This window comes from Streptomyces carpinensis (genome assembly GCF_002154505.1).
Taxonomy (GTDB): Bacteria; Actinomycetota; Actinomycetes; order Streptomycetales; family Streptomycetaceae; genus Streptomyces; species Streptomyces carpinensis.
In genome coordinates this window covers 41923-57963 of record NZ_MUBM01000266.1, presented here as the reverse complement: position 1 = coordinate 57963, position 16041 = coordinate 41923, and the positions used below count along the sequence as shown (strand labels likewise).

Genomic DNA, 16041 nt, shown 5'->3' with positions numbered 1-16041 from the left:
GCGCGCGGCCGGGACGGTCCGGTGATCGCCGGACACGAGGTGGCGCTCGGAGTCCTCAACTTCCTCGACATCCCCGCTCCCGAGCTGGTGGGCGTGGCTGCGGATGCCGGATTCGACTCCGTCTCGGTTCGCGTGACCGGCAGCCGCGGGTCGGTCGCTGCTGATCTGCGGCACGATCCGGCCACCCTGGCGCGCACCCAGCGGACGCTGGAGGAAACCGGTCTGACGGTGCTCGACGCCGAGGTTCTCCGGCTGGCCGGCGCCACCCCAGCCGGTGAGGCCGCTCGGGCGATCGAGGTGGCGGCGGCGCTGGGTGCCCGCCACCTCTTGGCAGTGAACACGGACTTGAGCGCCGACGAGTGCGTCGAGGAGCTCGCCCGTGTCTGCGAGCTGGCGGAGGGGTCGGGACTACGGGTCTGCCTGGAGTTCATGCGCTTCAGCGCGACACCGGACCTGGAGTCCGCGTTCGGGATCGTGGAGGCGGTGGGGCACCCGTGCGCCGCGGTGCTGGTGGACGCCCTCCACCTGCATCGGTCGGGTGGGTCGGCGCAGGATGTCGCGGTCCTCGCGGCGCGGCGCCCCGAGCTGTTCCCCTATCTCCAGGTGTGCGGGGTGCCGCCCGCACCCTCCGGGCTCTTCGATCCGGATCTTCTGCTGCGGGAGGCGGTCTCCTCCCGGCTGCTTCCCGGCGATGGCGTCAACGACCTTCGCGCTCTCATCGATGCTCTGGGGCCCGCAGCCCCGCTGTCCGTGGAGGCGCCCGTAGCGGGCGACCCGCACCGCAGCCCCGCGCGGCGCGCCCGGGCCGGCGTTCGGGCTCTGTCGCGAGCGCTCGACGCGATGCGCTTTGACCAAACCGTTGACTGCCCCTGACCGCCGCCATAATGTGAGGCAACCAACCGATTGGTAGGTAAATTGGGTGTGATGCAGCACCGGATATTTCTCGTGCCGCAACGCGCGGACCTCCCCTGGGATATCGCGCAAAGGCACTGGCAGCATCAACATGGCAAGGTATTCGCGGCGACGCCCGGGCTGCGGACCTACGTCCAGAACCGGCCGCTGACCGAGCCGGGCCACGGCCGGGGCGTCGTCTGTTCGGAGACCTGGTACGAGACTCGGCAAGCCGAGCAGGCTGCGTACGCGTCGCGGTACTACCGGGACGTCGTGACCCCCGACGAGGCGCAGTTCCTCGACCGCGAGGGCGTGTGGAGCGCCCGTGTCACCTCGGGGGCAGTCGCCTCCGAGCCCACCGGCGACTATCGGGTGCTGTGGTTCGGCCGGAGGCCTCCCGAAAGCGCGCAGTGGAGCGTGCTCCAGCTGTCCCGGCCGGTGCCGGGACCCGGGGGCGGCGCCTTCCTGTACTCGACGTGGACGGATGACAGGGGCGTCGCGATCGACATCGCGGCGGGCTCCGGCGGACTCGCCCTCGCCTGTCAGCCGGTCCAGTTCCCCGTGACTCGCGCAACCGAGGATGCGTCATGACACTGACCCGCACCGCCCAGTCAACGCAGCTTCAGGTGCCCACCGTCGGCGATCTGCTGTATCGGGCGGCCGCCGACTGGCCCGACCGGGATGCCGTCGTCTTTCCCGACGAGCGCAGCACGTTCTCAGGCCTGCGGAACGGCGCCGAGAGGGCCGCCCGCTCCCTGCTCTCGTTGGGCGTCGGCCGTGGCGACCGCGTCGGAATCCTGATGCCGAACCGGATTTCCTTCCTCGAGGTGTTCTTCGGATGCCATGTCATCGGTGCGGTACCGGTCCTGGTCAACGCCAGGTACAAGCCCAAGGAACTGCGCCATGTGGCGCATGACGCGGGTCTCTCGGTCATCGTGACGACGGACGTGAACGCGGAGCACACGCCGTTCGTCGACCTGCTGGCGAGGTCCTTCGCCGACGAGCGGCCGCCGGCGCTGCGTCACCTCGTCGTCCTGGGCACGTCCAGTCCGCCCGGACACGTGGACCAGGCCGCCTGGGACCGAGGCGCGGCCTGCCGCGCCGGCACCGACCTCCATGCCCTTCGGTCGCAGGTGGGCGGACGGGACATCGCCGTCATCATGTACACCTCGGGCACGACGTCCGCCCCCCGGGGGTGCCCGCTCAGCCACCAGGCCCTCGCACGCACCGCGATGTGCGTCGCGGACCGCTTCTCGCTGACGGAGGACGAGAGGTTCTGGGATCCGCTGCCGCTGTTCCACATGTCCGGTCTTCTGCCCACCATCGCGAACATCAGCCGGGGCGGTGCCGTGCTCAGCATGCTGCACTTCGACCCGGACGTCGCGGTGCGGCAGCTCGTCGAGGAGCGTGCGACCTTCGCCTACCCGGCGTTCTCCACGATCACCCAGGCGCTGGTCCACCATACGGACTTCGCCTCGTCGGACCTCACCCGGATCCGAGGGATCCTCGAGACGGGCCCGGCGGACTACCTGCGCGGCGTCGAGGCCGCCTTCCCGGGCGCCAAGGTCGTCTCGTCGTACGGGCTCACCGAGGCCGGCGGAGTCATCACCTACAGTCATCTCGAGGAGTCCTTCGAGGAGCGGATCGGGACGACCGGGCGGCCCTTCGCCGGTATGCGGATCCGGATCGTCGATCCCGAGACGGGGCTCGAGTGCCCGGCCGGTGTTCCCGGAGAGATCAGGGTGGCCGGACCGGGAATGTTCGAGGGCTACCTCAACGATCCGGCCTACACCGCCGAGCGGACGGACGAACAGGGTTTCCTGCGGACGGGAGACCTCGGCACGCTCGACGCGCAGGGCCGCGTGACGTACACCGGGCGGCTCAAGGACATGCTCAAGGTCGGTGGCGAGAACGTCGCAGCCGCCGAGATCGAGGCGCATCTCGGCCAGCACCCGGGGGTGAAGATCGCCCAGGTCGTCGGGGTCTCCGACGCACGCCTGATCGAGGTTCCGGTCGCCTTCGTGGAGCTCGCCCCCAACCGGCAGGTCGCGCCCCAGGAGCTGATCGAGCACTGCCGCCTGGCGCTGGCCGGTTTCAAGGTCCCCCGTCATGTTTTCTTCGTCGACGAGTGGCCGATGTCCACGACGAAGATCCAGAAGTTCCGGCTGCGTGAGCTTGCCGAGGAGCAGGTGCACGGCACGTCCGGAGGAGGGGAGAAGTGACCATGCAACACACCGCACCCGGCACCTCCGCAACGGCGGGCGACGGGCCCGCGGACGGCGGGCGCGTCGCGCTTGTGACCGGTGCCGGATCGGGCATCGGCGAGGCGTTCGCTCGGCTGTGGCTCCGACGCCACGGCCCGGTCGTCGGTGTCGACATCGACGCTGCCCGGCTCAAGTGGCTCGAGAGCGAGGGAGGGGCGGCGCTCGCCGGAGATGTCACGGTCGCCGAGACGACCGCCCGGGCGGTCGCGCTCGCCGAGGAGCGGTACGGGCACCTCGACGCCGTCGTGCTCTCGGCCGGGGTCACCGCCTGGGGCAGTGTGGAGGAGCTCGACCTGGCGACGTACGACCGCACGATGGAGGTCAACGTACGGGCCGGCGTCCTCGGGATACGTGCCGTCGCGCCCGCCCTGCGGCGGGCCGGCGGGGGATCGATCGTCCTGCTGTCCTCCGTCTCCGGTACCGGAGGTGAGCCCGAGCACTGGGCCTACTGCGTGTCGAAGGCGGCTGTGAGCAACCTTGCCCGGTCCGCGGCCGTCGACCTCGCACAGGCCGGGATCAGGGTCAACGTGGTCGCGCCCGGGCCGGTGCACACGGACCTCACACGACCGATCAAGGAGACCCGGCCCGAGCGCTACGACGAGTTGCGCAGGGCTCTGCCGATGCAGCGCTGGGGCGAGCAGGAGGAGGTGGCCGAGGCGATCGCCTTCCTCGCGAGCCCTGCGGCGTCGTTCATCACGGCAGCGGTGCTACCGGTCGACGGAGGCGCCACCGGGCGTACCGGCCTGATGAACCCGCTTCCCTTCCCGTCTCAGGCGCAGTAGGACCTCGTCAGGTTCGTACACCGGTGGGTGTGTCGCGGTGACGGACGGGGCAGGCGCCGGCTCGGGCGGCGAACTGTCGGCCGTCGGTGGACGATGCTTCATCGGCCCCACCGACTCGCCTCGTGCCTCCGACGGCCGCCCGCGCGCCTGCACCTGCCGCCACCGACGCTGGTCGCGCCCCGGTGAGTCGCGGTCGGTCGCCACGTCCGGCTGCTCCCTTTGGCTGCCGCGCGCGCCGCTGTTCACCGATCCAGCCGAGATCCTCAGCGGCCCCTCATGGCGGTGTCCACCCCGCCGGAGGATGCGTGCTGATCCGACGCGGACGGTCGGACGTCCCCCCGAATTCGTCCTTCTCTTCTCTGGCGTAGCGCCAACTTCCCTAAAAAACAAGGAAGTTGACGCTATGTCAGTTTCGGCAGCACACCCGTTATGTAAATTCCACCAAACGACCGATTGACAGAAAACCGGCCGCGCTGCCATCGTCGTCCGCACACAGAGGCGGACTGAGCAAGGACATCGATCAGTACTGATCCGAGCCCCCCGTTCCGCCCATCGCGATCGGCAGTTTCCCAACCTTCATCCAGCGGGAGAACACATGACGCGCACGCACAAGGCGGCCCTTGCTTTCGTTGCGCTGCTACCGGTGCTCGGCGCCTGCAGCAGCGCCGGCGCCGCGGATTCGGCAGGCTCCGACGGGGCGATCAAGCTGATGAACATCACGGCCGTCAACTCACCGCTGCAGAACTATCCGGACGTCAAGGCCGGCGCCGAGGCGGCAGTGAAGTCGATCAACGCCAAGGGCGGTATCAACGGCAAGAAGATCGAGCTGTCCTTCTGCAACACCAACTCGGACCCCAACCAGGCCCTCGCCTGTGCCCGGCAGGCCGTGTCCGAGAAGGTCGCCGCCGTCGTCGGCTACACCGACACCTTCTCGAGCCAGGCGCTCCCGGTCTTCGAGAAGGCCAAGATCCCCGCCATCGGCCTGATGCCGCGCGGAAACGCCATCGAGTTGAACTCCGCCGCCGCGTACCCGTTCGAGGGTGGTTCGGCCGGCAGCTCGGTGGCCTCCGCCTTCGGCCTCAAGGGTGAAGGGGCGAAGACCATCGTGTCCGTAGCGGCCGACGTGCCGTCCGCCGTCGCCAACGCCGATCTCGTCAAGAAGGGCGCCGAGGCGGCCGGGCTCAAGTTCGGCGGCAGCGTGAAGATCCCCACCAGCGGCGTCTCGGACTACGCTCCCTTCGCACGGCAGATCAAGGCCATGGGTGGCGACGGAGTCATGTTCAACGCGACCGTCGGCCAGATCCAGGGGGTGATGAAGGCCACCCAGGCCGTCGGCATGAAGGTCCACTACGCCCAGCACGCCACCGCCTTCGGCGTGAACGAGGCCAAGAAGACAGGTGCCCCGGCGGAGGGACTGCTGCTCGTCAGCGCGTACCCGGCCTACAGCGACACCAGCAGCGAGGGCATCAAGGCCTTCAACGCCGACATGGAGGCCGCCGGCTCCACCGACCCCGGTCTCAAGCGGCCCACCGCCATCAACGCATGGCTGTCGGTGTATGCCGTCAAGGCACTCGCCGAGGGCCAGGGCGGCGCTCCCGCGATCAAGGGCGGCATCTCCAGTGCGAGCCTGAGCGACGCCATGGCCAAGGCGAAGAACGTCGATCTCATGGGTCTGGCCACCTGGACGCCGAAGGGCAGCGGGCCGGCCGAGATGCCACGTGTCGCGCATGCCTCGTACCGGTTCCTCGTCATCAAGGCCGGTGCGGTCGCTCCGACCGACATAGCACCCGTCGACATCGTCAAGGAGCTGGGCTGAGTGCCATTGGCGCCGGCGCCCTGACACAGCGGTAGGAGCGACATGACCACGTTCATTCAATTCGCCTTGCTCGGCCTGGGAGCGGGCGCGGCGTACACCCTTCTCGCCCAGGGGCTCGTCCTTGCATACCGCGGATCCGGTGTCCTCAACTTCGCGCAGGGGGCGTTCGCGCTCATCGGCGGGTTCCTGTTCTTCGAGCTCAGGCAGAACCGGGGCGTGCCTTTCGTCCCGGCCCTCCTGCTGGCCGTGGTGGCGACCGCCGTGCTGGGCGGACTCGTCTACGACCTGATCATGCGCCCGCTCGCCAAGGCGGCCGTGATCGCACGTGTGATCGCCACGCTCGGGCTGATGATCCTCATCCAGAACGCCGCTGTGCTGATCTGGGGGGCGAACCCGCAGAGCGTGCACTCGTTCCTCCCGACGTCGACCCTCACTCTCGGTGGCGTGTACATCGGGATCGACCGGCTCATCATGTTCGCCATCGCGGCGGTGCTCACCGTCGTCCTGTGGGCGGTGAACCGGTTCACGACCGTCGGCCTCGCACTGCGGGCCGCCTCCGACAACCCGGTGGCCGCGGCGAGTCTGGGGTGGTCCCCGACCACGTTCGGGCGGCTCACCTGGCTGCTCAGCAGCGCCGTGGCCGCGGTCGCCGGCATCCTCATCGCCCCGCTCTCGTCCTTGAGCGCGGCGGAGATGCCCATGCTCGTCGTGCCCGTCCTCGCGGCGGCACTGTTCGGCGCGCTCAAGTCGTTCCCGATCACCTTTGTGGCCTCCGTGCTCATCGGCGTCGGGCAGTCGCTGGCGGGATACTACGTCCACGCCCAGGGCGTGGCCGAGAGCCTGCCGTTCCTTCTCATCATCGCGGTGCTCGTGCTGCGTGGCCGCGGACTTCCCGGCCGAGGCCACGTCAACGACATGCTGCCGGAGGTCGGCTCGGGCCGCGTCAGGCCGCTGGTCGTGATTCCCGCCGTCGTGATCGCGGCCTTCCTCATCCTGCGCGTGTTCCCGATCGATTTCGTCGACGCCGTGACCGTGACCATGGCCTGGGCGTTGCTGCTCCTGTCGATGACGGTGCTTCTCGGGTACGCCGGACAGCTGTCCCTGGCGCAGTTCGCCGTGGGCGGCCTGGCCGCCCTGCTCGCCGGGAAGTTCGTGAACGACGCGGGACTGTCCTTCTCCGTGGCACTGATCCTTTCCGTGGTGCTCATCGTGCCGGTGGCGCTTGTCATCAGTCTTCCCGCGCTGCGCACCCGGGGCATGGATCTGGCCGTCATCTCGCTCGGCGTCTGCGTCGCGGTGACGGCCCTCGTCTTCACCAACGGTGACCTCGCGGGAGGCGCCGCCGGCATCCCGACCGGTGACCGCTCCTTCTTCGGCATCGACATCGATCCACTGATGGACCCCTCGAAGTACGCGCTCTTCGTGTTCCTCGTGTTCGTCGCCTGCGCCCTGGTCGTGGCCAACGTCCGGCGTGGCACAGCAGGTCGCCGCCTGCTCGCCATCCGCACCAACGAACGGGCCGCCGCGAGCCTCGGCATCAGTGTCTTCGCCGGCAAGGGTTTCGCGTTCACGCTCGCGTCGGTCGTGGCGGCGCTCGGCGGTGTGACTCTCGCCTTCAAGGACTCCGCACTGATCTTCGAGAACTACCAGCCGATGTCGTCGCTGCTCGTCGTCGCCTTCGCCATCGTCGGCGGCGTCGGCTACCTGAGCGGATCGATCCTCGGAGCGACACTCGCCACCGGCAGCATCGGCAGCTGGATCCTCATGAACATCTTCCACAACCCCGACCCCGCGTGGCTGGGACTCGTGGGCGGCCTGGGAGTCGTCCTGCTGGCGGTGCAGAACCCCAACGGCCTCGCCGGTGAGAACCTCAAGCTCCTCCATGCGATCGCCAGGCGCATACGGAAGTCCGCTGCGAAGCCCGAGTCCGCGGACACCCTCGTACGGCGGGTGAAGCCGCAACCGTGCGCTCCGACGACCCTCGAGGTGAAGGGCCTGACCGTCCGGTACGGCGGCGTCACCGCGGTCTCGAACGTGAGCCTCACCGTCCGACCGGGAGAGGTGCTCGGGCTCATCGGGCCGAACGGCGCGGGCAAGACCTCCTTCATCGACGCGGTGACCGGCTTCACGGCTCCCGCCGCCGGCGAGATCCGCCTCAACGGCGAACGGATGGACAGGCTGCCCGCACACCTCCGGGCCCGCGCCGGCATCGCGCGGTCGTTCCAGTCCCTGGAGCTCTTCGAGACCAGTACGGTCCAGGAGAACATCTTCGCCGCCTGTGATGACGGCTCCCTGCGGACCTACCTCACGGATCTGTTCCACCCGCGTACTCCGGTGCTCACGCCAGAGGCGGCGGCCGCGCTCGACGAACTCGAACTGACCCCTCACCGGGACGAACTGGTCGGCTCGCTCTCCTACGGCAAGCGCCGACTGCTGGCCATCGCCCGTGCGGTGGCGCAGAACCCGAAGGTTCTGCTCCTCGACGAGCCCGCGGCAGGGCTCAGCGGCCAGGAGGTCGAGGAACTCCGCGTCGTCGTACGGCGGCTGGCCGACGAGTGGGGGTTCGCCATCCTCGTCGTCGAGCACGACATGTCCTTCGTCATGCAGACCTGCGACCACGTCACCGTTCTCAACTTCGGCGAGCAGATCGGCTACGGCACACCCGAGGAGATCCAGGCCGACCCCGCGGTCGTCGAGGCCTACCTGGGGCAGGCGGCCGAGACGGCAGAGGAAGAACCAGAGCCGGTCCCCTCCAAGGAGTCGAGATGACCATCCTCAACGCTGACGCGGTCAGTGCCGGCTACCACGACCACCCGGTGGTGCACGACTTCACCCTGTCCGTGGAGCCGGGGCAGATGACGGCGATACTCGGGCCCAACGGTGCGGGCAAGACCACCACACTGCTCACCCTGGCCGGTGTGCTCAAGCCACTCGCCGGGTCCGTCCAGATGTACGGCAAGCCGGCGCCCAAGTCGCTGCACGCACGGGCACGTGAGGGCCTCGCCTTCATCAGCGAGACCCGCTCCGTCTTCATGGAGCTCACCACGCTCGAGAACCTCAAAGTGGGACAGTGCGACGTGGCTCGGGCCCTCGACATCTTCCCTGAGCTCAAGCCGCTGATGTCGAAGCCGGCCGGCCTGCTGTCCGGGGGTGAGCAGCAGATGGTCACCCTCGTACGCGCCCTGACGCGCAATCCGAAGATCCTGCTCATCGACGAGCTGTCGCTCGGGCTGGCGCCCAAGGTGGTCGAACGACTCCTCGACGAGGTGCGACGCGCCGCGGACGAATCCAAGATCGCCGTCGTTCTCGTCGAGCAGCACATCAACCAAGCACTGTCACGGGTCGACGAGGCGGTGGTCCTTCGCCGGGGGCGGATCTCCCTGAGGGGCCGGGCCGGTGAACTGAGGAACCAGAAGGGCAGGATCCAGGACGCCTACCTCAGCCACTGAGGACGAGGGGGAAGGGGAACGGGACCGACGAGCAGCCGCGGTCCCGGTCCGAGCACGAGGAGGAACGAGAGCCATGAAGATCCTGAGCCCGCGCGCCGTGGCGATCTCCGTAGCGGTCACCGACGAGGTGCTCGACCTGGGAGCGCACCTCCGTCTGGTCGAGTCGACACGTACCGGTGCGGTCGTCAGCTTCGTCGGCCAGGTCCGCGATCACGATCCCGAGGTCGTCGGCGTGGTGGAGTCCCTGGAGTACACATGTCACCCCGACGCGGAGCAGGTGCTGCGCACCGTGGTCACGGAGGTGGTCGACGAGCTCCTCGCACGAGGCGTCCTGACAGACGAGGCCAGGGTCGCGGCCACGCACCGAGTGGGTCGTCTGCATCCGGGTGAACTCGCTCTCGTCGTGTGCACCGCCACGGCTCACCGGGCCGAGTGCTACGAGCTGAACCGCTCCGTGGTGGAGCGGATCAAGGAGCGCATCCCGGTCTGGAAGTGCCAGAACACCGACGGTGGCGAGCGTGTCTGGTCGGGCGTCGCATGAGCTCCCTGAGCCGACCGCTGTGCCGGCCCGGGCGGCTAGGCGGGCGCGTTCGTCCTGCCGCCGGGCCGGTGTCCGTCCGGCAGGGCGGCCAGTCGGCCATCCGCCGGCAACTCGTTGACCGGACCTCCGCGGGGCATGCCCCTGAAGCCGATCAGACGCCCCCGGCCGCGCGGGGCAGGGGGAACTCATGGAGGCCGTCGGGCGGCTCGCACCGCCCGCCGCGCACCCGCCGGGACCGAGAGGTCACGACCACCCGTGAGTGCTCGCGAACAGATGGCCCTGTCCCGAGCACCAGGCCTGTCGGCCGAGACGGCCGTGTCCACCGCGGCCACCGGGGCGTGAGCGTGCCGTCGGCGGGCGAGCCCTGCGTCCGGCGCCGAGCGGCAGCCCCGGCGATCCGGGACCTGCCCTGATGGGCATGGCCTGGCCGGACGCCCGCCGGATGGCCTGGGAGATCGCCGAACCGCTCGGGGAGAGCACCGTCGACCTGGCGGCTGCACAAGGGCACCTGCTCGCCCAGCCGTTGTATGCCGCGGTACCGCTGCCGTCCTGTGACACCGCGGCGATGGACGGTTACGCCGTCGCGGGCGACGGTCCCTGGACCGTCGTCGGGCGGCTGGTGGCCGGGGACCGGCCCCGACCCGGCCCGCTGCGACCCGGACAGGCCGTGGAGATCGCCACCGGGGCACCCGTCATGACCGGCGCCGCCGCGGTGCTGCCCGTCGAACGCACGCAACGCCGCGGTGACATCGTCACCGGCAGGCCCGGCGGCCGCAGCCACATCCGGTACCGGGGCGAGGACATCGCCGGGGGCGCCGAACTGCTGCCCGAGGGCGCGGTCGTCACACCCGCGGTGCTCGGCCTGGCCGCCGGCGTCGGTACCGACGTACTGCGCGTGCACCGCCGCCCACGGGTACGTGTGGCGGTGACCGGTGACGAGCTGCGGCGACACGGCCGACCGGAACCCGGGCAGGTCCGCGACGCCATCGGCCCGATGCTTCCCGGCCTCATCGGCTGCGCGGGCGGTGACCTGATCGGTGTCGATCATCTGGCGGACGACCGCCGCGCCTTCGACCGCATGCTGACCGAGACCGAGGCGGACGTGGTCGTGGTCTCGGGGTCCACGTCGGTCGGCGCCGCCGACCACCTGCGGGCTGCACTGCGCGCACGACGCGCGGACCTCCACGTGGACGGTGTCGCCTGTCGGCCGGGCCATCCGCAACTACTGGCGGGCCTGAGCGACGGCCGCTATGTGGTCGGCCTGCCGGGCAATCCGTTCGCGGCGCTGGTCGCCGCGCTGACCGTCCTGGAACCGCTGCTCGCGAGGCTGGGCAGCCGACCCGCCCGGCCGATGCCTACCGCTCCGCTGGTGCCGGGCCCGTGCGCACACCCTAGCGATACCGTGCTGGTCGCCGCGGTGTGGCGGGGCGGCACGCTCGAACCGGTCGGACGGGACCGCCCGGGCAGCCTGTGGGGCGCGGCGCTGGCCGACGCCTTGGCCGTGCTGCCGCCCGGCCGGCAGGGATCGGACGTAGGGGTCCTCACACTTCCCGGCGGAAGTCTCGGCCTGTCCACCGAGGCACGAGCCGGCACGCTCCCGCGCCCGCTGTAGGCCGCTTCCTACGGGCCCCGAAGCGGTGTCCGTTCCCACCCATGTCACGACAAGCCAGCCTTGGCCGAATACGAAGGAGGACCGTAGCTGTGGCACAGCACGCGGCGCCGGGACCAGTTGATCGGCTCGGACGCCCCTTGGAGGATCTTCGAGTCTCCGTCGTCGACCGCTGCAACCTCCGTTGTCGTTACTGCATGCCGCGTGAGGTCTTCGACTCGACGCACACCTTCCTCGAACGGCGGGAGCTGCTGAGCTTCGAGGAGATCGTTCGACTGGTGGGCGTCTTCACCCGCCTCGGAGTCCGCAAGATCCGGCTGACCGGAGGCGAGCCGTTGCTCCGCCGGGGACTGCCCGACCTCGTCTCCGCCCTCGCCGCCGTCGAAGGCGTCGAGGACCTTGCCATGACGAGCAACGGCATCCTCCTCCCGCGTCTCGCCGAGCCGCTGAAGCAGGCGGGCCTGAAACGGCTCACGGTCAGTCTCGACGCCCTGGACGACGCCACGTTCCGCACGATGGCCGATACGGTCCAGCCCGTCCGGGCCGTGCTGGACGGCATAGCGGCGGCCAAGGCCGCGGGCCTGCCGGTGAAGGTCAACACCGTGCTCCGGCGCGAAATCAACGATCACCAGATCGAGGCGATCGCGCAGTGGGCTCGCACCGCTGGGGTGACAGTCCGTTTCATCGAGTTCATGGACGTCGGGACGACCAACGGCTGGGTGCGCGACCACGTCGTGCCGGCTGTCGAGGTGGTCGAGCGGCTGAACGCGCGCTGGCCGATCGAGCCGGTCGCCCCGGTACGCGCCGGCGAGGTGGCCGAGCGGTACCGCTACCTCGACGGGGCCGGAGAGGTGGGAGTGATCACCTCCGTCACACGGCCCTTCTGCCGTACCTGTACCCGAGCGCGGCTGTCACCCGCGGGTGAGCTCTACACATGCCTGTTCGCCGCGGTGGGCCGGGACCTGCGGACCCTGCTGCGCGACGGCGCCCGCGACGAGGAGATCGAGGGGACGATCGCCGACGCCTGGGCCGGTCGTGCGGACCGTGCCTCCGAACTCCGCGCCGAAGGCGGGCTGCCCGGCCCGCGAGTCGAGATGTCCTACATCGGCGGCTGACCCGGCCGGCCGGGCATCGTGGGAAGTCGATGTCCGACCTCACGGGCACCACACCCTGCGCACGGGAGTGGTCGGCACCGTCGACAGGCGCGCCCGAAGGGCGCTCGGGCACCACCGGTGGTCGAGTGCGAGCGGTCCGGCGGGCGTTGGGCGGTTGCCTGGCGCAACGGCGGCCGTGCGCTGCCTGCCCGTTCGGTGTTCGGCAGGTGAGCTTCCCACGGGGCCGCGCCGGGAGAGGCTCGCGATAGGAGAGACCCGCGCCAGGAGAGGCCCCTGGCAGGACCGCCGCCGTGTGCTGTCTTGCGGCCCGAAGCCGTCACGGCCGGGGCAGATAGTGCGTGACACCGTCGACGGTGCCGGCACACAGGTCCGAGCGGTGCACCAGCAGGTCCAGGTGTGCGGCGGACTCGCAGACCGCCAGCACCTGGTTGAACATGTCGAGATCGGCGAACCGACGGCGGCGGCTTGTCCAGGGCAGGGCCCGCGCGACGTCGCAGGCGGTCCGCGCAGCCGCGGCGACGGCCTGGCGACACTCTTCGAGCCTGTGCTCATGGTGGGACAGCAGCTCGTGCACCCTCGTGTGCGTCGAGGTCGCGGGCAGCCCATGGGCGGGCAGCAGACGCATGTCCGGCAGGTCCAGGAGCATGACCAGCGAAGCCAGGTAGTCGCGCAGCGGCAGTTCGGCCGGGACCGGCTCGAAGCCTATCGAGGGGGTGATGTGCGGGAGCACATGATCGCCGCCGAACAGCACCCCCAGGGACGGGTCGACGAAGACCATGTGACCCGCGGTGTGCCCGGGCGTTGCCAGGGCGGTGAGCCGACGGCCCGCGACCTCGATCTCGACCCGGTCGGTCAGCCAGTCGTCCGGTTCCTCGTAGACGGAGTCGTCCGTGGCGACCGACGGCGCGCTCTGGAGCCAGCCCGGTAGGGCCGCAACCAGAGAGTGGGCACCGGCCCGGCGCAGTTGGGGAAGATGTGCCTCAATGCCCGTGCCGGGACTGCGGATCACAGATTCGATGGTGGGCTGCTCGCCGAGGCCTATGCTCACCCGGGTGCCGAACTCCCGCCGCAGGGCAATGGCTTGGGTGTAGTGGTCGCGGTGCGCGTGGGTGACCAGGAACCGCTTGATGTCACCGAGTTGGGCGCCGAACTGCCCGAGGCCGGCGCGCAGTTGATCCCGTGAGACCTGGAGCGCCCAGCCCGCGTCCACCATGACGACGCCGTCGTCCTGGATCAGCGCATAGGTGTTGACCGCTCTGAGCCCGTCCTCCGGCAGCGGCAGCGGGATCCGGTACACATCCGGTGCCACGCGGAAGGCCCCCGGTGAGACCCAGTCGACCTGTCGCGCCGGGCTGGGACTTGTCTGACGGACTGACATCTCGGGGCCTCTTCTCGCTGTCGCTGTACGGTCTTTGTTCGGCATGCCGGCAGCGATACGCGTGCTCGGCAGGTATCGCACGCCATCTTTTATCAACCAAACGAACGATAGAATAAAAGGTGGGGAAATGTCGACGGCGAATGCCGACCGGATTCCCGGGTCCGGTGGTGGAGTGGCCCTGGCGAGGGCGCGGCGGTGACAGTGGCGACACTGTCGTCGGTGCGGACGGTGTCACCGTCATCTCGATTTCAATCCACTGACCGAATGGTAGAATGAAAGAGGTGTCGACGGTGCGCCTGATTTGGGCCGACAGGGCCTTAACGTCGATTCGGGAACCCGGCGATGGGCTCCGGATCTGCGGAGGGACCCTCTTGCTGTCGAGTTCCCGTCCGAGGCTTCGAGAGTGAACGAGAAAGTTGGAGAACAGTCCCCGTGCCGTCATCTGAGAGTTCCTCCGACAGCAGCGGTCTCGTCCAAGCCGACCGCCCGCGCAGGGGCCGGCCGCGTCGCGGCCCGGATCCGGAGCGGCTTCAGGAGATCATCGACGCCGCCGCGATGGTCTTCCTGGAGAAGGGGTACGACGCCACCAGCACCAAGGACATCTCCGATGCGGTCGGCATGCTCAAGGGGAGCCTGTACCACTACGTCCGCTCGAAGGAGGACTTCCTCTTCGCGATCATCAAGCGGGTGTACGACGCGGCGCTGGTCAGCATCCAGCCGGCCGTGGAACTCGAGGGCGACGCGCTGACGAGGTTGCGGGCGTTCGTCCATGCGCATGTCGCGTTCGCGGTGAAGAACCTGACCGCTTTCACGATCCAGTTGCGGGAGTTCGAGCGGCTCTCGCCCGAGCGCCGCCACGAGATCACTGCGGGCGGTGACGCCTACCTCAGCGCGCTGCGCGGCATCCTCAAGGACGGCCAGCGGGAGGGCGTGTTCGACGAGAAGCTCGATATCTCGTTCACCGCCATGGCCATCCTGGGCCAGTTGAACTCCCTGACGCAGTGGTACCGGCCCAACGGCCGACTGTCCGCCAAGCGGCTCGCGGAGAACTTCGCCGGACTGGTGATCACGTCGATCGCCTCGGATTCGGCCGTCGAATCGGCCGGAGGACCGAGCAAGCTGCGCCGCAGTCGCTGACACCGCTCTCGCCGCAGACGCGCGACTCGGGCTGCACGGCACCGCCGAGGCCCCTCGCGCCGCGTTGCCGCACGCCATAGGCGGGGCGAACGGGTGGCGCACGCCATGGTCGGTGTCGGCGTCACCCCCCGGGCACCCGGGCGAGCGTCACCGCCGGGGACACATCCGGCTCACGGGGCGACCGCGCCCTGGACCGGGCCGCCGTGGTCGAGGGCACTGGTTGCCGGCACGTGGCACCACGGCCTTGCGCACCTGGGGACGCGCGGGCAGTGGCGAAGGACGAGGTGGCGCTGTTCGTGCGGTCCCGCGGACGCCGACGCGTCTGCGGATAGCCCTCCAGGCCGGCTGGTTCGCGATGAGCCCGGCGCTGCAGCCGGCGTGACGTGGATCGGGCCGGAACGGGCGCACGCTGAAGCGCGGCACGGCACGAGTCGCGCGGCGGTCCTTCAGAGGCCGCCGGGGCTTCCGTCCGTCTGTCCGCCCCGCACCAGGCGGGATTCCCGAACGCTCGGCCACGACAGCGCGCCGGAGCCGAGCAGGCGGCGGGCTCTGCACCGCCTGGCTGGTGGGGTGCGGAGCCGGAGACCTGCCCTGGTCAGCGGTCGGGGGTTCGTCGAGCCACGAGCCGCTCGGGCGGGACATGAGCACCGTCAGACGTGACGAAGGCCAGCTGGGCGGGCGTCTCCGACTCCTCGACCAGGAATTCGGGGGTGGTCCCGCCGGGGTGGGGGCGGTGCGTGCGACCCCATTCCCCGAGCGCCGCGATGACGAGACTGAGACTTCGTCCGGCCTCCGTCAGTGCGTACTCCTCGCGAGCCCGACAACCGGGCTCCTGGTATGTGCGCCGCACCATCAGTCCCTCATCGAGGAGCAGCGCCAACCGCTTGGTCAGGATGTTGGGTGCGATCCCGAGGGCGTCCCGGAACTCCTGGAAGCGCGTGTACCCCGCGACCATCGCCTCCCGAACGATGAGCAGGGTCCAGGTGTCTCCGACGACCTCCAGGCTGCGCGCGATAGAGCAGGTCGAGTCCTTGCCGAGGGTCTTGGGCATGCCGCCAG

The 16041-nt window shown here is 69.7% G+C and carries 13 protein-coding genes; 11 read left to right on the top strand and 2 right to left on the bottom strand.

Features of this window, described 5'->3' with window-relative positions; translation table 11 throughout:
- Window positions 1-21 precede the first annotated feature (21 nt).
- From BZY54_RS31870 to moaA, 10 genes are all read left to right on the top strand, one after another.
- Window positions 22-873, top strand: a complete 852-nt coding sequence (locus tag BZY54_RS31870) for a sugar phosphate isomerase/epimerase family protein (RefSeq protein ID WP_086728789.1) — start codon at window positions 22-24, stop codon at window positions 871-873.
- 51 nt (window positions 874-924) lie between these two features.
- Window positions 925-1482 (top strand): EthD domain-containing protein, encoded by a 558-nt coding sequence (locus BZY54_RS31865; protein ID WP_143668163.1) that lies wholly within the window; start codon window positions 925-927, stop codon window positions 1480-1482.
- A complete protein-coding gene (locus BZY54_RS31860) occupies window positions 1479-3113 on the top strand; it encodes a class I adenylate-forming enzyme family protein (RefSeq protein ID WP_086728787.1) in 1635 nt (544 codons plus the stop codon). The genes BZY54_RS31865 and BZY54_RS31860 overlap by 4 nt, the downstream gene beginning before the upstream one ends.
- 2 nt (window positions 3114-3115) lie before the next feature.
- Window positions 3116-3937 carry an SDR family NAD(P)-dependent oxidoreductase gene (locus BZY54_RS31855; RefSeq protein WP_086728845.1) on the top strand — a complete coding sequence of 274 codons (822 nt, stop codon included), beginning with the start codon at window positions 3116-3118 and terminating at the stop codon, window positions 3935-3937.
- A 595-nt stretch (window positions 3938-4532) separates the two neighbouring features.
- Window positions 4533-5753, top strand: coding sequence for an ABC transporter substrate-binding protein (locus BZY54_RS31850; RefSeq protein WP_086728786.1), 1221 nt, complete (start codon window positions 4533-4535; stop codon window positions 5751-5753).
- Between the two features lie 42 nt (window positions 5754-5795).
- Window positions 5796-8522 (top strand): branched-chain amino acid ABC transporter permease/ATP-binding protein, encoded by a 2727-nt coding sequence (locus BZY54_RS31845; protein WP_086728785.1) that lies wholly within the window; start codon window positions 5796-5798, stop codon window positions 8520-8522.
- Entirely contained in the window at window positions 8519-9202 is a 684-nt protein-coding gene (locus tag BZY54_RS31840; protein ID WP_086728784.1) for an ABC transporter ATP-binding protein, read from the top strand. The genes BZY54_RS31845 and BZY54_RS31840 overlap by 4 nt, the downstream gene beginning before the upstream one ends.
- 73 nt (window positions 9203-9275) lie before the next feature.
- A complete protein-coding gene (locus BZY54_RS31835; protein ID WP_086728783.1) occupies window positions 9276-9743 on the top strand; it encodes a molybdenum cofactor biosynthesis protein MoaE in 468 nt (155 codons plus the stop codon).
- 418 nt (window positions 9744-10161) lie between these two features.
- Window positions 10162-11355: a molybdopterin-binding protein gene (locus BZY54_RS31830; RefSeq protein WP_208640836.1), complete on the top strand. Its 1194-nt coding sequence runs from the start codon at window positions 10162-10164 to the stop codon at window positions 11353-11355.
- A 41-nt stretch (window positions 11356-11396) separates the two neighbouring features.
- Window positions 11397-12467 (top strand): GTP 3',8-cyclase MoaA, encoded by a 1071-nt coding sequence (moaA, locus tag BZY54_RS31825; protein ID WP_086728781.1) that lies wholly within the window; start codon window positions 11397-11399, stop codon window positions 12465-12467.
- A gap of 316 nt (window positions 12468-12783) precedes the next feature.
- Here the strand turns inward: moaA and BZY54_RS31820 are convergent, their stop codons facing one another.
- Window positions 12784-13776 carry an MBL fold metallo-hydrolase gene (locus BZY54_RS31820; RefSeq protein WP_244217446.1) on the bottom strand — a complete coding sequence of 331 codons (993 nt, stop codon included), beginning with the start codon at window positions 13774-13776 and terminating at the stop codon, window positions 12784-12786.
- A 501-nt stretch (window positions 13777-14277) separates the two neighbouring features.
- Between BZY54_RS31820 and BZY54_RS31815 the strand changes: the two genes are divergently transcribed.
- Window positions 14278-14982 (top strand): TetR/AcrR family transcriptional regulator, encoded by a 705-nt coding sequence (locus BZY54_RS31815; protein WP_158103947.1) that lies wholly within the window; start codon window positions 14278-14280, stop codon window positions 14980-14982.
- 595 nt (window positions 14983-15577) lie between these two features.
- Here BZY54_RS31815 and BZY54_RS31810 read toward each other — a convergent pair.
- Window positions 15578-16033 carry a winged helix-turn-helix transcriptional regulator gene (locus tag BZY54_RS31810; RefSeq protein ID WP_086728778.1) on the bottom strand — a complete coding sequence of 152 codons (456 nt, stop codon included), beginning with the start codon at window positions 16031-16033 and terminating at the stop codon, window positions 15578-15580.
- Window positions 16034-16041 lie beyond the last annotated feature (8 nt).

Bases quoted from the DNA above. Each gene is read 5' to 3' on its own strand.
- BZY54_RS31835 (WP_086728783.1), top strand. From the start codon at position 9,276: ATGAAGATCCTGAGCCCGCGCGCCGTGGCGATCTCCGTAGCGGTCACC.
- BZY54_RS31845 (WP_086728785.1), top strand. From the start codon at position 5,796: ATGACCACGTTCATTCAATTCGCCTTGCTCGGCCTGGGAGCGGGCGCG.
- BZY54_RS31840 (WP_086728784.1), top strand. From the start codon at position 8,519: ATGACCATCCTCAACGCTGACGCGGTCAGTGCCGGCTACCACGACCAC.
- BZY54_RS31810 (WP_086728778.1), bottom strand. From the start codon at position 16,033: ATGCCCAAGACCCTCGGCAAGGACTCGACCTGCTCTATCGCGCGCAGC.
- BZY54_RS31850 (WP_086728786.1), top strand. From the start codon at position 4,533: ATGACGCGCACGCACAAGGCGGCCCTTGCTTTCGTTGCGCTGCTACCG.
- BZY54_RS31860 (WP_086728787.1), top strand. From the start codon at position 1,479: ATGACACTGACCCGCACCGCCCAGTCAACGCAGCTTCAGGTGCCCACC.
- BZY54_RS31865 (WP_143668163.1), top strand. From the start codon at position 925: ATGCAGCACCGGATATTTCTCGTGCCGCAACGCGCGGACCTCCCCTGG.
- BZY54_RS31855 (WP_086728845.1), top strand. From the start codon at position 3,116: ATGCAACACACCGCACCCGGCACCTCCGCAACGGCGGGCGACGGGCCC.
- BZY54_RS31830 (WP_208640836.1), top strand. From the start codon at position 10,162: ATGGCCTGGCCGGACGCCCGCCGGATGGCCTGGGAGATCGCCGAACCG.
- moaA (WP_086728781.1), top strand. From the start codon at position 11,397: ATGTCACGACAAGCCAGCCTTGGCCGAATACGAAGGAGGACCGTAGCT.